Raw genomic sequence first — 17,424 nt, forward strand, 5'->3', positions numbered from 1 at the left:
TGTTTGTACTGGCATTTTGTGTACCGTCGGTTAGGTCATTAGAGATACCGTTTTTCCAATATTTTGCTACTTGTACTCCTAGGGCATTTTTTTCGAAACCTGCTACATATACTTCGTTTCCTACTACAGTAATTGCCTTTGCTGTTGCATCTTGTGTTCCATCAGACAAACTTATAGAGACTCCATTTTTCCAATATTTTGCAACTTTTTTGGTGCCATTTTCTTCATATCCTGCCACGTATACATCGGTTCCTATTACTACGACTGAATAGGCAGTAGCATTTTGTGTACCATCTGTTAAATTAGTCACAACATTGTTTTTCCAATATTTTGCTGCATATTTCCCTGATGCATTTAGTTCTAATCCTGCTGAATAAACATCTTTTAGTGTTGGTTCGGAGGCTGAAATTTGTTGAGGTTCATCATCATTTTTATTACAAGAAATAGCAAATAAGATAATTGTTAAAATTACTAATGTTTGTTTTATTGTTTTCATTTTTAAATTCTTTTAGGGTTATAAGAAGGTTGCGTTGTACCATCACCTAACTGGCTATTGGTGTTATTTCCCCAACCATATAATGTATTGTCTGTTTTTGTTCCTAATGAATGTTGCAAAGTAGTGTACACAGTATTCCAGCTGGTTCCTGTTCCTACTTGGTGTGGTGTCATATTATTTGCATTTGTTCCATCTCCTAATTGTCCGTAAGTTCCATTTCCCCAAGACCATAAAGTTCCATCAGATTTTACAGCTAGTGTAGTTCCTTTTCCGCTTGAAGCGGTTTTCCAAGTAGCAGTTCCTAATTGAATAGGGTCTACTCTAGGATTTGTAGTGCCATCTCCTAATTGTCCTCCAGAATTGTTTCCCCAAACCCATAGTGTATTGTCAGTTTTTATAGCTAAGGCTTGATTATCCCCAGCCGAAATATATTTCCAGTTTGTTGCTGTGCCAATTTGAGTAGGACTCATAGTTGATCCCTGTAATGCTCCCCATTTCCATAAAGTGCCATCGGTTTTTATAGCAATACTAAAAGTGTTACCTGCAGCCACTTCTTTCCAGTTGGTTGCTGTCCCTATTTGTGTTAATATTTTTCTAGTTGTAAGTGTTCCGTCTCCCAATTGATAATTATTATTTAGACCACACGCCCATAGGGTACCATCAGTTTTTACTGCAAGAGTATGTGACAAACCAGCAGCTATAGATTTCCAGTTTGTTGCTGTTCCCATTTGAAATGGAAGTGTTTTGGGACCTATTGTTACATCATTTAGATTTCCAAAATCGTTAATTCCCCAACCCCAAAGTGTTCCATCGGTTTTTATAGCTAGATTAAAACTTCCACCTGTTGCTATGGTTGTCCATGTGCTAGTTCCTATTTGATTAGGATATTTTACGCCATTTGTAGTAGCGGTTGTATATCCTAATTGACCAGCACTATTATTTCCCCACGACCACAATGTTCCATCAGTTTTTATGGCTAGTGAATGGTAATACCCAGAAGTTATCATTGAGTAATATTGATTACTTCCTGCAATAGGAGCAGGCTCAGGAACTGGACTTGGGGAATCATCGTGAGAACAAGAAATAGTAAAAATTGAGATGATTAAAATTGCGATTATATTTTTTAGAATTTTCATAGTTTATTGTGTTTATTTAAAAATGATATTGTACCCCAAAATTTAACCCAAAACTGCTAAAAGATAAAGGTATTTGAAAGCTTTTATTTGGTTCGTTTGGATTTGATGGTGATCCTGTATCAGTGTAACTATCTACAAATTCTACTTCTTTTTCTCGGGTTGTCATTGTAGGTAATTGATCTACACCATTTTTCGTATATTGAATATAAATACCTTTTTTTGGAGCATATTCAAGGCTTACTAAATTTAACTCACCAAATAAAGATATTTTTTCGTTTAGTTTATAAAGAGTTCCTAAACTTGCATGAAAACCAATAGGAGTTCCTCCATTAAGTTCTAATGTTCTACTATAAATATCAATCCCGTCTTTTTCATTTTGAGTATTGCTTATTTTTCCAGAACCTATAACTAATCCAACTTTTGCATAAGGATTTATTTTGTCGTAGCCACCTCTAAAAACTAATGTTGGCTTTATTTGAAACATTTTTGCAGAAACCTCACTTTTTGTATAATCTCCATTAGAATGAGTTTGTGCACTTTTTGTTTTTCCACCAATTAGATAATTTGCCCCCAACTCTAATCCAATGTTTTTATTGAACATATAACCAAAATTTGCTCCAGCATTTACACCTTTTCCAAGATTTGTTTTAATAAATTCTGATTGACTTGTTGTGGCACTGGTTTCGGTCGAATTTATCATTCCTAAAACTGCCGATTGATAGTAATTTGCATTTCCTGTACCCATATTATAACCTGTACTTATACTAACATAAGATCCTTTTTCATTTTGCGCCTTTACTTGTTGTGTTCCGATTGAAAATAATACAACTAAAATTGTACTAATTTTTTTAAAATTTGTTTTCATGTTTTTGAGTTTTAAAGTTTGATTTTTATTAATAATTATTTTAATTAATTTGAACAAGACAAAGTTGTAGATAAAAAAAAAGAGGTGTTAAAACTATTGTAACAACAGTTATAAATTATGTAACATGATGTTACAAGTCAGAAAATACAAGGGTTTAGTTTGATTTTTTTAGTATTTTATAGCTATATAAATATTTAAATGAATTACTTTAATATTTCGCTGTGTTATATTTGGGTAACTCTTGTAAAATTCATAATTAATTAAGATTACTGAAATAGCAGATATCTGTCATTTTTATTATATTTAACATTTAATTGGTTTAACAAAATAGGTTACTATTTACTAAAGAAGCTATAAAATGAATATATTGAATCCCTTATCAGTTGAAGATTTTAATCAAATTGCTAAAAATGATAATCCTCTAAATATTAGTAATTATGAAGAGTTTTTTCAAAAACAAATAGATGACGCTTCTAATTATGCTGTTGGTTCTTATTTTTGGTTTATAGGAAACAACCACGAAATGAAAATAGTAGCGGCAAGTCGAAATATTAATGAACTTACACCTTTTAGTCATGAAAAATGGACAAATGGGACAGCACTTTTTCTGGTAGAGAATCTTCATCCTGATGATAGTTTTTATGTGCTATCAGCTCTTAATTTAGCTGTTCAAAAAATTGAAGAACTTCCTACAGAAAGGCAGTCAAATGTTCGAGTAAATATTTATGCTAGAATGCTTAATTCGTCAAGTGAATATCGTTGGGTACTTATTCAGATGCCCAATTTATTTATCAATAAAGTTGACAGAACTACTTGCGGAATAATCATGATTACCGATTTATCTCATTTGAGTTTCAAGGAAAAGCCTATTCTTATGACGCTTACTGACAAAATTGCTAATAAAAACATCTATTTTAATATAGCGAAAGATGAGATGAAGTTAGTAAATGTAGATTTGCCAAATATTACAAAAAGAGAACAAGAAATACTGAAATTAATGGCAAAAGGCTTGAATTCTCCCGAAATTGCAAAAACCCTTTTTTTATCCTATCACACGATAGAAAATCATAAACGAAATATGAGAAAAAAAACAAATTCTAAAACTTCTGCGGAACTTATTAATTATGTTTGGAGTAACAATTTGTTGTAAAAGATTTGTGTTTTCATCATTTTAAGAAAAAATATAATTATCTAAAAATAAATAAATTATTGTTTTTCGAGAAATTCAGTAGGAGTACAATCATACATTTCTTTAAAACATTTAGAAAAATAGGATACATCATTAAAACCAACTGCATAAGCAATATCGGAAATATTTCCATTTCCTTTTTTAAGTAATTTGGTAGCAGTTTTTAGTCTTTCGTTTCTTAAGAATTCAGTTGCCGAAACGCCAAGTAAGGATTTTAGTTTTCGATGCAATTGCATTCTACTCATTCCAATTGCTACTGCAAAATTATCGGTTGAAAAATCCGCATTCGAAAGTTCTTTGTCTAAAACGTGTTGTAGTTTTTCAATAAATTTTTCGTCAACAGAATTAATTACAATATCAACTGGTCGTAAAACCAATTCTTGGCTGTACCTTTCTTGCAGTTTTTTACGTTCGTTAATTAATTTTGTAACGGTTTCTTTTACAATTTTATTATTAAAAGGTTTGGTGAGGTATGCGTCTGCTGTACTTTTTATTCCTTCAAGATGTGCTTCGTCCGAAGTTTTAGCAGTTAATAATATTACTGGGATAAAGGACGTTAATTCATTTGATTTTATTGCTTTGGTAAATTCAAAACCATCTATTTTGGGCATCATTACATCACTAATAATACAATCTGGAATTTGTTTTTGAGCAATTTTCAAGGCTTGTTCTCCATCATTTGCTTCTAAAATTTGATAATTTTCCTTAAAAATATCAGTAAGAACATTTCTAATTTCGGCATTATCATCAACGATTAATAAGATTGGAAATTCGTTTTCAGAATTAAGAATGTTATTTGTAGTAGTTTTTTGTTTTTCTTGGGTTACAATGATAGCATTGGTATTTGATTTCTCTAATGGAATCAAAATTGTAAAACTCAAAATATCATTTTCTAGATTGGTTTCGATTTTACCTTTATATAATTCAACTAATTCTTTTACTAAAGCCAATCCGATTCCAACGCCTTGTTGGTTTTCTTTTTTCTGATAGAAACGCTCAAAAAGTTTTGGTAATTCTTCTTTTTTAATATCTGAACCCGAATTGGAAACTTTGATTTGCAATTGATTATTTTCTATTCTAGAATCAAAACTAATTTTTTCATTTTCTGATGTATATTTTAATGCATTAGAAAGTAAATTTGTTACCATTTTTTCGATTACATCTTTGTCAAAATGATGATTTGTGTCATTTTTTTGAATAGTTGAAGTAAATTGAAACTTCTTTTCTTTAGCTTGAAAATCAAATGGTTCGATAATTGAAGCTAAAAATGATCCTATATTACCATCTTTTAATAACAATTGTAATTTGCCATTATCTATTTTAGATAATTCTAATAATTGATCTACCAATTCGAGCATTCGGTTAGCGTTTTTATCAATTAAATCGAGTTTGTTTTTTTGATTTTTGTCTTTGACTTCAGATTGTAAACTTTGAACAGGGCTTTTTATGAGTGTTAGTGGCGTTCTAAATTCGTGTGAAATATTAGCGAAAAAACGTGATTTTAGCTCATTCAATTCATTAAGTTTTTGAGCTGTTTTTATTTTGTTTCGGTAAGCATAAAATAAAAATGTCGCGATTGTTAATAGTAATCCTAAAATACCTAAAAAAATATAAGTTTGTTTTGCAGCTAATTTATTTTGTAAGTCAAGTATTCTGTTTTTTGATGACAAATCTTGAATTTCCTTCCCTTTTTTTTCATTTTGAAATTTTGCATCTAGTTCTAATAATTTCGAATCAATATTTTTGTCTTTTTGAATTTTTTCTGCTTCTTGCATTTTATTAGAAAACAAAATGGCTATATCATAGTTTTTTTGTTTTTCGCTTATTTTTTTTAACCCATTATATATGGGAATTAATTTTTCAGTTTCATTATCTTTTGTGTCTTTAAATATTTTTTCTGCTTCAAGATAGTTTTTCTCAGCCAAAACCAATTGCTCGGAATTTAAATAATAATCAGCTATGAAAGTTAATGCAGAAATTATTGTTGGGTTGTGTTTTTGTTCTTTTGCAATTTTAATGGCTTTTACGTAATACTTTTCAGCTTGCGCATTTTGATTTAGCTTTTCTAAACATAGTCCTTTGTTTGAATACAGTAATGATGATCGTGTAACATCAAGTTTAAAATCACTTATACTAGATTCGCACCCATTAATTATATCGAGAGCTTTTTTATACTGTTTTAAAACAATGTATACATCTACAATTGATAAATTTAATTCAATTAAATCAATCTTATTTCCATTTTTAATATAATATTCTTTAGCTTTTGAAAAATACTCTAAAGCTTTTTTATGCTCGGTAGTTCTTAGTAAAATATCACCAATTCTGTGAAGTATGTGGGCATGGTTTATATTTCCAGTATACTGTTTATTTCCAGCACAAATTTTTTCATATTTAATATATATTTCAAGTGCATCATTATAATTTGAGTTATTATATTCAATATTCCCCAATGCTTGATAGGCTAATAATTGAAGATTATTGTTTTTTATCACTTCTGCAATTTCTAATCCTTTTTTTAAAAAATAATTACTTGAATCTTTCTTGGTTGCATCGGTTGTGTAGTAATATCCTAATCTGATATAATTGTTGGCTAATCCTTTCTGAAAATTATATTTTTTTAACTCCACAATTGATGAATAATGTTCAGCCATAGCTGCATTTCGATTCACGTATTTACTTTTCCATGCTGCAATTCCATTTCTTGAGAAAGTAATAAGTTCAGGAATTTTTCCTTTTCGAGAAAAATATAATGATTTATTTAACTGATTAATAACCGAGTCTTTATTTGAATGAAGTAATGAAAGACTATAATAGAGAGTTGAAATTATAGAATCAGATTTGCTTCTTGCAATAATTTTGTGGATAGAATCTATTTTTGTTTCATTTTGTCCGAAAGATAAAGTTGAAATAAAAAACAAAAGGAGTAGTATTTTTTTCATAAAAAAATATTTAATAAGTAAATATATACAATCTTAAATAAAAAAAAATATTTTTTTTATGATATGTGTAACAATTTGATGTTACATTATTTGGATTGATATTGTTTTAATCTTTATATTTTCTGAAGAAATAGTTACTTAATAAAGACTAAATTATCTAAAAATAAATTTTCCTTTTTGGTCATCAAAGATAATATTATCATCTTTAAATAATGTATTAAAAGTACCATTGGAAATTAAATTGCAAGGCTCATTTTGAACTATACTTCCATTTGCCATTACAACCATCTCATCACTTAGTTGAATGGCTAAATCGATATCATGAGTCGAAAAAAGGATGCATTTTCCTGTTTCTTTAGTCAGTTTTTTAAGCAACTTAAAAAGAGAAACTTTATGTAATAAATCTAAATGAGTTGTAGGTTCGTCCAGAATAATAAGTGGTGTGTCTTGGGCTAAAGCTCTTGCAACAAGTGCTTTTTGCAACTGACCATCGCTAATTTCGAAATGCTTCTTATCAGATAAATGGGCGATATTTGTAAGTTGTATGGCTTCGGTTGCTTTTTGAATGTCTAAGGCAGAAAGTTTTCCAATCCAGTTGGTATAAGGTTGTCTTCCAAGTGCTACTAGTTCATATACGGTCAAATTACTGGGGGGCAATTTTTCAGTAAGAACTACACTCAAATTTTGAGCTAATGTTTGGTTGTCATAACTCTCAATCAATTTGTTATTTAAAAAAACGTTTCCAGATAATGATTTTTGGATGCCAGTTAATGTTCTTAATAATGTCGATTTTCCAATCCCATTGGCACCAATTAATGTAATTAGTTTTCCTTCCTGAAAATTTAAATTAAGATTTTTGGCAATAGAAACAATCTCTTTTTTGGATCTATATCCAATGCTTAAATTTGAAGTATGTAATATGTTTTTTACGTTTTCCATTAATTAAAACTTCTTTTGCGAACTAATAACCAAATTACAACTGGCGCACCAATTATTGAGGTTATTGCATTTATTGGTAAGGTAATATTTGTTCCAGGCATTTGCGAAACTATATCACATATTAACATAATGATAGCTCCAAAAAGTAGCGTACTCCAAAATAAAATCCAATGATTACTGGTGTAAAAAATCATTTTTGCAATATGCGGGACAGCTAGTCCAATAAAAGCTATTGGCCCTGCAAATGCAGTGATACTTCCAGCTAAAATGCTTGTTGCTATAATTATGATGAATTTCGCTTTTTTGAAATTTATCCCCATACTTCGAGCATAATTTTCCCCCAACAATAAAGCATCGAGAGATTTTACATTAAAAACACTTAAAAACAAACCAATTATTACTGCTGTAAAAAGAATTAAAATTTGGCTCCAAGATAAGTTACCCAAACTTCCCATAGACCAAAAAGTAAATTTTTGTAACTGTTCTGCAGAAGAAAAATAGGTCAAAACACTAACTATTGCACCAGCAAAACTACTAAACATAAGTCCCACAATAAGAATGGTAGCAGTATCTCGCAATCGTTTAGAAACTAATAAAACTAGAAATAAAACCAGTAAACTCCCAAAACAAGAAGCTAACATAATTCCGTAAGGTGATAAAAAATAATTTGAGATAATATTAGGTAAGTAGCTTGTGCCTAAAATGACAAATGCAACACCCAAACTCGAACCGGAACTCAATCCTAAAACATAAGGTCCAGCTAATGGATTTCTAAATAAAGTTTGCATTAATAATCCAGAAATAGACAATCCCATTCCTACTAAAATCGCTGTAATGGCTTTGGGTAAACGATAATTGAAAATAATATATTCCCAAGTTTCTTTGCTTGCTTGCGATCCTGTTAGGCTCTTAAAAATTTCTTTGAAAGGAATAAAAACCTGACCTAAACTGATATTTAAAACCAATAAAAAAAGTAATGACAACGTCAATAAAACAAAAAGAAGAGTATGTTTTTGATTGATTTTCAAATTAATTTAATTTTTCAAAAAAGGTTAGTTTATAGTTAGGTAATAATTCGGGGTGTGCAATTTTAAGAATATCTTTTAAAACTAAATCTGGTCTAGTTGGTGATGATTCAAAATAAATTAATCCGCCAGTTTTTCCTTTTTTTATACTGTATGAATACACGTTTTTTGTTTTGAAAGCCTTAAATTGAGCATAATGTGGATTAGTTTTTTGCATTTCTTCTAATGATGAAAATAGCCCAGGACCAATCCATAAATCAGCATTTTGAGCTTTTTCAAAAACGGTTTCGAAGGATAAGGATAAGCCACCAGTTCCTTTTTCTTGTTTCCAAAGATAATTGGTTCCAGCATCTCTTAAAAATAACGAACCCCAACTTTCTCCTTGTGGTACATACCAAACATCTTCAAACATAGAACCTGTTAAAACGGTAGGTTTGGAAGAAGTCTTTTTTGCTAAAAGTAAAGTTTTATTATAATCTTTTTCAATTTTTGAAAACAAATCGTTTGCTAATTTCTCTTTGTTATATAAAGAACCAAATAACTTTATCCATTCTGCTTTACCTAATGGTGTTTGTTCGTTCCAATCGCCATTTAAGATTGTTTTTTGTCCACTTTTTTGTAAATTATCTAGTGTAGGATTGTTGTTGTCTAAGCCATAACCCATAAATATTGATGGAGCTAAATCGATAGCGACTTCAATATTTAAACTTTGGTTAGCACCTAATTCTTTTATTTTTCCAGCATCAATTCTGGTTCTGATTTTTTCGGAAGAGATATAATTTAGATTTGGAAATCCGACTAAACTGTTTTCCTCGCCGAGCATTTCTAGTGGTGCGATATGTGTTGTAGATGTAACAATAATGGTTTTTATAGGAACCTGAATAATCATATTTTCTTTCAAGCTATCTGGAATAATTCCGTTTTTTTCTTGCAAAATATAAGTATAATCTTTTGTGGATTTTGGCCAAGGTTTTTTTATTTTTACTATCGAAAAACCATTGTGTTTGTATATTTCTAAGCCTTTCGCATAGCTTACTGTGTTTTCAACTTCCGATTTTGTAGTGATTGGAATATTATTATTTTGTTTGCAACTTACAATCGAAATTATAAATAAGAACAATATGTTTTTTAATAATTTAGAATTCATAAAATGTGTTTTCAAGAATTGCAAAGGTATATTTAATAGTTTTTAAAAATCAAATTTATTTTTTATTCAAAGTTTAAAGTTATCTTTGCACCCGAATTAAGGTTTCTATCTTTTAATAAAAAGAAAAGAATTAAAAGGGAATTTGGATAAATACCAAAGCTGTTCCCGCAACTGTAAGCTAATAAGCTTGTTGTTATCTACAAAGCCACTGTCTAATATTTTGGGATGGGAAGGTAAACAACAAGACGCAAGCCAGGAGACCTGCCTAAATTCGATGATGTATCAAACTTTCGGGAAAAAAGGTTTGGGTATGGGTAATTTCATGCTTTTCTCCCATTTTTATTATTAAAAATGTTTTATTAAAATGAACAAAAAAATTGCTTTTGTTAGTGCTTTTGTATTGACAAGTATTGGTGCGTTTGCACAAGAAAATGATTCTATTAAGAATCTAAATGAAGTGTTAGTTTCAGACTCAAAATTTGCCCTAGCTAAAGAAAAATCTGGAAAAGTAATTGTGAAAATTACTGCCCAAGAGTTAGAAAAAAAATCTGGTCAGTCTCTTGCAACAATCTTAAGCTCAGTAGCTGGAGTTGAAATAAATGGAAATCAAAGTGGATCTGGAAAAAATTTAGGGTACTATGTTCGTGGTGCTCGTAATCGCCAAACATTAATCATGATTGACGGTATTCCTGTAACCGATGCTTCAGGAATAAACCTCGAATATGATTTGAGATTAATTCCTGTAGAACAAGTAGAGAGTATCGAAATTCTAAAAGGCGCTTCTAGTACTTTATACGGAACTGGCGCTGCTGCAGGAGTAATTAATATTACCCTAAAAGAAGCAACTAAGAAAGAAATTGCTGGAAATGCTTATATGAGTTTTGGCTCGCAACAAACTACAAATAACACTAAAAAGTATGAGCCACAAGATTATAGTGAAGGTTTTGCAGTAAATGGAACAGTAAATAAGTTTAACTATTACGCAACTTTAAACAGTACAGAAACTACAGGGATATCTGAGGCTTCAGCACCAGTAAATACTACTTATGAAACAGATGCTTTTTCTAAAGTGAACTCATTAGTTAAATTAGGATTTAAAGCAACATCAAAATTAGATTTAAACTTTTTTGCAAATTACGACAGAATAAAAAATGATTTCGACTCAGGATTTGATAATTTTAGTAATCCAGATACAAATTTAAATAATTCTATTTCAGAACAATTTCGTTTTGGTTTTTCACCAAAATACAAATACAATAAAGGAGAATTTGTATTGAATTCTGCTTTTAATACTATCGAAAGAAATTATAATGTATTTAATTCTTGGACAAGTGTTGTAGATGCAAGTAATTATAAATCAAGAAATGCAAGTATTGATGCTTTTAATAAATATTCAATATTAGAGCAATTATTTGTTGTAGTTGGAGGTCAATTTCAATTTAATGAAATGAATAGTGTAACTCAATATGATAATATTTCGAAAGAAATAGCAAGATTTTCATCGATAGATCCTTATGTAACGGCAGTTTATAATTCAGATTTCGGATTAAATATTAATGCTGGCGCTAGATACAACACGCATAACATTTACGGAAATCATTTTGTGTACAATGTGAATCCTTCATTTTCTTTCAAAGAATTACCATTGAAATTGTTAGCATCATACAGTACTGCATACATTACACCAAGTTTGTACCAATTGTATTCGCCATACGGAAACTTATTGCTAACTCCTGAAGAAAGTGCTACTGCCGAAGCTGGTTTCGAAACCAATTTATTAAACAAAAAATTGATGATAAACGCAGTTGTTTTCCAGAGAGAAGATAAAAATTCAATAGGTTTTTATACAGATCCAAGTACTTATGTGTCTAATTATGTAAATGTTGACGGAAAAATTAAGACAAAAGGAGTTGAAACTATGATTTCTTGTGCTTTTTCGGATAAACTAAAAGTAAACGGAAACTATAGCTTTACGCAACCGGAAGAAAAACTAAACAGGTTAATTCCTAAGCACAAAGGGAATGTTTCGTTAGATTATCAAGTAACTTCAAGAACGTTTTTTAATGTCAATTATCAATATGTAGATAAGAGAACTGATGCTTTTTTTGATGGAGGAACTTTTGCAACAACACAGATTGTTTTAGATTCATACAAATTAGTTAACGCAACTGTAAAATATGAATTAATAAAAAGTAGATTTAATATATACCTAGCAGCAACAAATATTCTTAATGAAGACTTTGTAGAAAGTGTAGGTTATAGCACAAGAGGAAGAAACTTTAAACTGGGATTCAATTTTCTATTCTAGATAAAAATAAGAAAAGTCAGTACCTAAGTGCTGACTTTTCTATAAACTAACCAAACCAAACCAAATTTTATGAATTCTTGTACAAAGAACAAGATAATTTTCACAAATTAGAGTTAAAGCAATGTTATTTTATTATTAAATGTTAAAAAGATAAATTTTATTCAATAATTATTATTTCTTGTCTTGCATGGCAAAAACATTCTTCAATAAGTTAGAAGTTCTAGCGCTTATATTGGTTCTAATGTCTTTTTCTTCAATAGCAATCATTTTAAAAACCCCATTCATTGCTTGGTTTGTAACATAATCGGTCAAATCTGGATTCACTTTTTTCACCAAAGGAATGCTATTGTATTTTGTGATAATTTGTGTCCATATTTTGTCAGCGCCCACTTTTGCAAAAGAGTTCTTAATCACAGGATTAAATTTGCCATACAAAGCAGTCGATGTTGATCCCTGTAAATATGTTGTGGCAGCACTTTCGTTCCCCATCAAAATGTTTTTAGCATCAGTAAAACTCATTCCAGTTACAGCATCTACAAAAATAGGAGTAGCTGTTTTTACAGCATCTTCGGCAGTACGATTTATAGCTCTTAAACCATCATCAGCCAAACTACTTAAACCAATTTTTCTTAAACCAGCATCTACTTTTTTCAATTCGTCGGGTAATAATATTTTTACGGCTTCATTTCTATAAAAGCCATCAGTAGCCGTCAGTTTTGTTACTTGTTTAGAAATTCCGTTGTTCAGCGCTTCTTTTAAACCACCAGCAATGTTTATATTTCCCTGTTCTAAAATCCCAGGTAATTGATTGGCAACTTGTTGTAATTCGGCACAGCCAAAAAAGGGTAATATAGCGATTAATAAAACTGTTTTTTTCATATTTAAATAATATTATTTCTTGTCTTGCATGGCAAAGACTTGTTGTAGTAAATTAGAAGTTCTTGAGTTTAAATTGGTTCTTATGTTTTTTTCTTCCACAGTAATCATTTTAAAAACGCCGTCTAGAGCTTTGTTTGTTACATAATCAGTAATGTCTGGATTTACTTTATTAACTAAAGGGATGGCATTATATTTTGTAATTATATTAGCCCAAATCACATCAGCACCTACTTTTCCAATAGACTCTTTTACAACAGGGCTAAATTTTATATACAAATCTTTAGTAGTTGCATTTTGTAGGTAAGCAGTAGCGGCATTTTCGTTCCCCATTAGAATATTTTTTGCATCGCTGAAATTTATATTTTTTATTGCTGAAACAAAAATAGGAGTAGATTCTTTTACGGCATCTTCTGCAGCACGATTCAAAGCTTTAATTCCATCATCAGCCAAACTACTCATGCCTAGTTTTCTCAAAGTTTTATCCACTTTTTGCAATTCAGCAGGCATCATTATTTTTACGACTTCATTTTTATAAAAACCATCTAGAGCAGTTAGTTTAGAAACTTGCTCGGTAACGCCTTTATTCAGCGCTTCTTTTAGGCCGCTAGCAATGTCTATCCCGGAATTGGTTTTAGTGATATTAGATACTTTGCTTTGTCCTTTTTTTATAAGGTCTTTGAGTTGTGCATTACCAATCATCGGAATGAAAATAGCCAGTAAAAATATTTTTTTCATAGGTATAAATGTATTTTTTCAAAGTTATAAACAAAAATAGAGCCAATATTTTATTTAGAAGCAGAAACTTTACGATTTCTTTCAACATATATCCTGCTATCCGTTCCAATCTTTTTTTCGGAAAAATCTCAAAAAAGGATTTTTACTGCTATCAGGGCTAAAAAGATGTTTTGTTTTATCTTTCAAAATTCTTTCTCTTTGTGCAATTTCTACAAAAAAATTGTAAATTTGCTACTCAAAAATATCAAATCCTCAAAATGGAACCACAAATACCTTATATTCCAATAAATAAAGTAAGAATCGTTACTGCAGCTGCTCTTTTTGATGGTCACGACGCAGCTATTAATATTATGCGAAGAATAATCCAATCTACAGGAGTAGAAGTGATACATCTTGGTCATGATCGTAGCGTCGAAGAAGTAGTAAATACTGCCATTCAAGAAGATGCAAATGCTATTGCAATAACATCTTACCAAGGTGGACACAATGAGTATTTTAAATTTATGCATGATTTGCTTAAAGAAAAAGGAGCAGGGCATATCAAAATATTTGGTGGCGGTGGCGGTGTAATTTTGCCAACAGAAATTGCCGATTTGCAAGACTACGGAATTACAAGAATATACTCCCCAGACGATGGTCGTGCCATGGGATTACAAGGGATGATAAACGATTTAGTAAAACAATCTGATTATCCAATTGGAGACAAACTAAACGGTGAATTATCACATATTGAAGAAAAAAATCCAACGGCAATTGCTCGTTTAATCTCTGCTGCCGAAAACTTTCCAGAAATAGCAAAACCAGTTTTTGAAACCATTCATAAAAATAATGAAACCTCAAAAATTCCAGTCTTAGGGATTACAGGAACAGGTGGTTCGGGGAAATCATCATTAGTAGATGAGTTAGTGCGTCGTTTCTTAATCGATTTCCCAGAAAAAACTATCGGATTAATATCTGTCGATCCATCAAAACGTAAAACAGGTGGCGCTTTATTAGGAGATAGAATTCGTATGAATGCTATTAATAATCCTAGAGTTTATATGCGTTCATTGGCAACTCGTCAATCCAATTTAGCATTGTCTAAATATGTTGCTGAAGCGATTCAAGTATTAAAAGCCGCAAAATACGATATTATAATCCTAGAAACTTCTGGAATTGGACAATCGGATACCGAAATTATGGATCATTCCGATGTTTCCTTATATGTAATGACTCCAGAATTTGGAGCAGCAACGCAGTTGGAAAAAATCGATATGTTAGATTTTGCCGATTTGGTCGCTTTAAATAAATTCGACAAACGTGGTGCTCTTGATGCGATTCGTGATGTTAAAAAACAATACCAACGCAATCATAATTTATGGGATGCGAGTCCAGATGATATGCCCGTTTTTGGAACCATTGCTTCACAGTTTAATGATCCAGGAATGAATACGCTGTACAAATCGATAATGGATAAAATTGTCGAAAAAACAGATTCAGATCTAAAATCGACTTTCCAAATAACTCGTGAAATGAGCGAGAAAATTTTTGTCATTCCACCACATAGAACACGTTATTTGTCTGAAATTGCCGAAAACAATCGTAAATATGATGAAACGGCACTTTCTCAAGTAGAAGTAGCTCAAAAACTATACGGAATTTTCAAAACTATCGAAAGTGTTACTTCAATAGTTCCAGAATTAACTAAAGCAGGAATTGACGAATCTATTTTACATTCAAAAGATGAAAACAGAAATGAGTTTTTAAATCTTTTGGTTAAAGAATTCGACAGAGTAAAAATGAATCTCGATCCCTACAACTGGGAAATAATTCTCACTTGGAACGAAAAAGTAAATAAATATAAAAATCCTTTTTATACTTTCAAAGTACGTGATAAGGAAATAAAAATCGCAACACATACCGAAAGTTTATCCCATTCTCAAATTCCAAAAATCTCATTACCAAAATACCAAGCTTGGGGAGATATTTTGAAATGGAACTTGCAAGAAAATGTACCAGGAGAATTCCCTTTTGCTTCAGGATTATATCCATTCAAACGAGAAGGAGAAGATCCAAGTAGAATGTTTGCTGGTGAAGGTGGCCCAGAAAGAACCAACAAACGTTTTCATTATGTTTCTGCAGGATTGCCAGCAAAAAGGCTTTCTACCGCTTTTGATAGTGTGACGTTATACGGTAACGATCCGCATGTTCGTCCTGATATTTATGGAAAAATTGGAAATGCAGGGGTTTCTATTTGTTGTTTAGATGATGCCAAAAAATTGTATTCAGGTTTCGATTTGGTTCATGCTATGACATCAGTTTCTATGACTATAAATGGGCCAGCGCCTATGTTGTTAGGTTTCTTTATGAATGCCGCCATCGACCAACAATGTGAACATTATATTAAAGAAAACAATCTTGAAGTTGAAGTTCAAGAAAAAATAAACGAAATCTACAAGAAAAAAGGAATTACAAGACCAAGTTACCAAGGAGAAATTCCTGCTGGAAACAATGGTTTGGGATTAATGCTTTTGGGTGTTACAGGAGATCAAGTTTTACCGTTGGACGTTTATAATGAGATTAAAGTAAGAACTTTATCTCAAGTTCGTGGAACGGTCCAAGCAGATATTCTTAAAGAAGACCAAGCGCAAAACACTTGTATTTTCTCAACCGAATTTGCTTTGCGTTTAATGGGTGACGTGCAAGAATATTTTATTAAAGAAAATGTGAGAAACTTTTATTCAGTTTCTATATCAGGTTATCATATTGCCGAAGCTGGTTCTAATCCAATAACGCAATTAGCATTTACACTTTCTAACGGGTTCACTTATGTAGAATACTATTTGAGTCGTGGAATGAATATTAATGATTTTGGACCTAACTTATCCTTCTTTTTCTCGAACGGAATTGATCCGGAATATGCAGTAATTGGAAGAGTTGCACGTAAAATTTGGGCGAAAGCCATGAAAAATAAATATGGTGCTAACGAAAGAGCGCAAATGCTGAAATATCATATCCAAACTTCTGGTCGTTCGTTACATGCACAAGAAATCGATTTTAATGATATTCGTACTACTTTACAAGCATTGTATGCCATTTATGACAACTGTAATTCATTGCACACCAACGCTTACGATGAAGCCATTACTACACCAACAGAAGAATCTGTACGTCGTGCGATGGCGATTCAGTTGATTATAAATAAAGAATTAGGTTTGGCGAAAAACGAAAACCCAATTCAAGGTTCATTTATTATTGAAGAATTGACTGATTTAGTAGAAACTGCTGTTTTAGCAGAATTTGACCGAATTACCGAACGTGGAGGTGTTCTTGGCGCGATGGAAACGATGTACCAACGTTCTAAAATACAAGAAGAAAGTTTGTATTACGAAACTTTGAAACACACAGGTGAATTCCCAATTATTGGTGTCAATACTTTCTTGAGTTCTAAAGGTTCTCCAACTGTAATTCCGGCCGAAGTAATTCGTGCCACCGAAGAAGAAAAACAATATCAAATAGATATGTTGACTAATCTACACAAAGGAAGTGCTAATAAAGTAGAAGAGCATCTGAATATATTGCAAGAAGCAGCTATCAAAAACGAGAACTTATTTGCACATTTAATGGAAGCTACAAAAGTGTGTTCGTTAGGGCAAATTACTAGTGCTCTGTTTGAAGTGGGCGGGCAGTATAGAAGGAATATGTAGCATTTTTTGTTGTAAGGAATGAATCAATCTAATATTAAAAACCTTTCAGAAATGAAAGGTTTTTCTTTTTTATTTCA

12 protein-coding genes and 1 riboswitch are annotated in these 17,424 nt (G+C 31.2%); of the genes, 3 read left to right on the top strand and 9 right to left on the bottom strand.

Annotated features, from left to right (window positions below; all coding sequences use genetic code 11):
• The 3 genes from ABI549_RS10360 to ABI549_RS10370 form a co-directional block, all read right to left on the bottom strand.
• On the bottom strand, positions 1-496 hold a 496-nt coding region (locus ABI549_RS10360; RefSeq protein ID WP_348076382.1), incomplete at its 3' end, for a hypothetical protein.
• Positions 497-498: 2 nt separating this feature from the next.
• On the bottom strand, positions 499-1,632 hold the full coding sequence (locus tag ABI549_RS10365; RefSeq protein ID WP_348076383.1) for a hypothetical protein: 1,134 nt from the start codon (positions 1,630-1,632) through the stop codon (positions 499-501).
• 16 nt (positions 1,633-1,648) lie between these two features.
• Positions 1,649-2,497, bottom strand: coding sequence for an outer membrane beta-barrel protein (locus ABI549_RS10370; protein ID WP_348076384.1), 849 nt, complete (start codon positions 2,495-2,497; stop codon positions 1,649-1,651).
• A gap of 358 nt (positions 2,498-2,855) precedes the next feature.
• On the opposite strand from ABI549_RS10370, the gene ABI549_RS10375 reads away from it, so the two are divergent.
• Positions 2,856-3,647, top strand: a complete 792-nt coding sequence (locus ABI549_RS10375) for a helix-turn-helix transcriptional regulator (RefSeq protein ID WP_348076385.1) — start codon at positions 2,856-2,858, stop codon at positions 3,645-3,647.
• 56 nt (positions 3,648-3,703) lie between these two features.
• Here the strand turns inward: ABI549_RS10375 and ABI549_RS10380 are convergent, their stop codons facing one another.
• The 4 genes from ABI549_RS10380 to ABI549_RS10395 all read right to left on the bottom strand — a co-directional run bounded on the left by ABI549_RS10380 (position 3,704) and on the right by ABI549_RS10395 (position 9,739).
• Complete coding sequence (locus ABI549_RS10380; protein WP_348076386.1) at positions 3,704-6,628, bottom strand: response regulator; 2,925 nt, start codon at positions 6,626-6,628, stop codon at positions 3,704-3,706.
• A 153-nt stretch (positions 6,629-6,781) separates the two neighbouring features.
• Entirely contained in the window at positions 6,782-7,567 is a 786-nt protein-coding gene (locus ABI549_RS10385) for an ABC transporter ATP-binding protein (RefSeq protein ID WP_348076387.1), read from the bottom strand.
• Positions 7,567-8,595, bottom strand: a complete 1,029-nt coding sequence (locus ABI549_RS10390; RefSeq protein WP_348076388.1) for an iron ABC transporter permease — start codon at positions 8,593-8,595, stop codon at positions 7,567-7,569. The genes ABI549_RS10385 and ABI549_RS10390 overlap by 1 nt, the downstream gene beginning before the upstream one ends.
• A gap of 1 nt (position 8,596) precedes the next feature.
• A complete protein-coding gene (locus ABI549_RS10395) occupies positions 8,597-9,739 on the bottom strand; it encodes an ABC transporter substrate-binding protein (RefSeq protein ID WP_348076389.1) in 1,143 nt (380 codons plus the stop codon).
• Between the two features lie 82 nt (positions 9,740-9,821).
• A riboswitch (cobalamin riboswitch) is annotated at positions 9,822-10,023 on the top strand.
• Between the two features lie 80 nt (positions 10,024-10,103).
• Between ABI549_RS10395 and ABI549_RS10400 the strand changes: the two genes are divergently transcribed.
• Complete coding sequence (locus ABI549_RS10400; RefSeq protein WP_348076390.1) at positions 10,104-12,047, top strand: TonB-dependent receptor plug domain-containing protein; 1,944 nt, start codon at positions 10,104-10,106, stop codon at positions 12,045-12,047.
• Positions 12,048-12,218: 171 nt separating this feature from the next.
• Here the strand turns inward: ABI549_RS10400 and ABI549_RS10405 are convergent, their stop codons facing one another.
• Complete coding sequence (locus tag ABI549_RS10405; RefSeq protein WP_348076391.1) at positions 12,219-12,926, bottom strand: DUF4197 domain-containing protein; 708 nt, start codon at positions 12,924-12,926, stop codon at positions 12,219-12,221.
• Positions 12,927-12,938: 12 nt separating this feature from the next.
• Complete coding sequence (locus tag ABI549_RS10410; protein ID WP_348076392.1) at positions 12,939-13,661, bottom strand: DUF4197 domain-containing protein; 723 nt, start codon at positions 13,659-13,661, stop codon at positions 12,939-12,941.
• 257 nt (positions 13,662-13,918) lie between these two features.
• On the opposite strand from ABI549_RS10410, the gene ABI549_RS10415 reads away from it, so the two are divergent.
• Entirely contained in the window at positions 13,919-17,347 is a 3,429-nt protein-coding gene (locus ABI549_RS10415; protein WP_348076393.1) for a methylmalonyl-CoA mutase family protein, read from the top strand.
• The last annotated feature ends 77 nt before the right edge of the window (positions 17,348-17,424 follow it).

The sequence above is a fragment of the Flavobacterium sp. genome (assembly GCF_039932285.1).
Taxonomy (GTDB): domain Bacteria; phylum Bacteroidota; class Bacteroidia; order Flavobacteriales; family Flavobacteriaceae; genus Flavobacterium.

Excerpts from the sequence above, each read along its gene's own strand:
- ABI549_RS10365 (WP_348076383.1), bottom strand. The coding sequence starts at position 1,632 with ATGAAAATTCTAAAAAATATAATCGCAATTTTAATCATCTCAATTTTT.
- ABI549_RS10410 (WP_348076392.1), bottom strand. The coding sequence starts at position 13,661 with ATGAAAAAAATATTTTTACTGGCTATTTTCATTCCGATGATTGGTAAT.
- ABI549_RS10400 (WP_348076390.1), top strand. The coding sequence starts at position 10,104 with ATGAACAAAAAAATTGCTTTTGTTAGTGCTTTTGTATTGACAAGTATT.
- ABI549_RS10375 (WP_348076385.1), top strand. The coding sequence starts at position 2,856 with ATGAATATATTGAATCCCTTATCAGTTGAAGATTTTAATCAAATTGCT.
- ABI549_RS10380 (WP_348076386.1), bottom strand. The coding sequence starts at position 6,628 with ATGAAAAAAATACTACTCCTTTTGTTTTTTATTTCAACTTTATCTTTC.
- ABI549_RS10395 (WP_348076389.1), bottom strand. The coding sequence starts at position 9,739 with ATGAATTCTAAATTATTAAAAAACATATTGTTCTTATTTATAATTTCG.
- ABI549_RS10415 (WP_348076393.1), top strand. The coding sequence starts at position 13,919 with ATGGAACCACAAATACCTTATATTCCAATAAATAAAGTAAGAATCGTT.
- ABI549_RS10370 (WP_348076384.1), bottom strand. The coding sequence starts at position 2,497 with ATGAAAACAAATTTTAAAAAAATTAGTACAATTTTAGTTGTATTATTT.
- ABI549_RS10405 (WP_348076391.1), bottom strand. The coding sequence starts at position 12,926 with ATGAAAAAAACAGTTTTATTAATCGCTATATTACCCTTTTTTGGCTGT.
- ABI549_RS10385 (WP_348076387.1), bottom strand. The coding sequence starts at position 7,567 with ATGGAAAACGTAAAAAACATATTACATACTTCAAATTTAAGCATTGGA.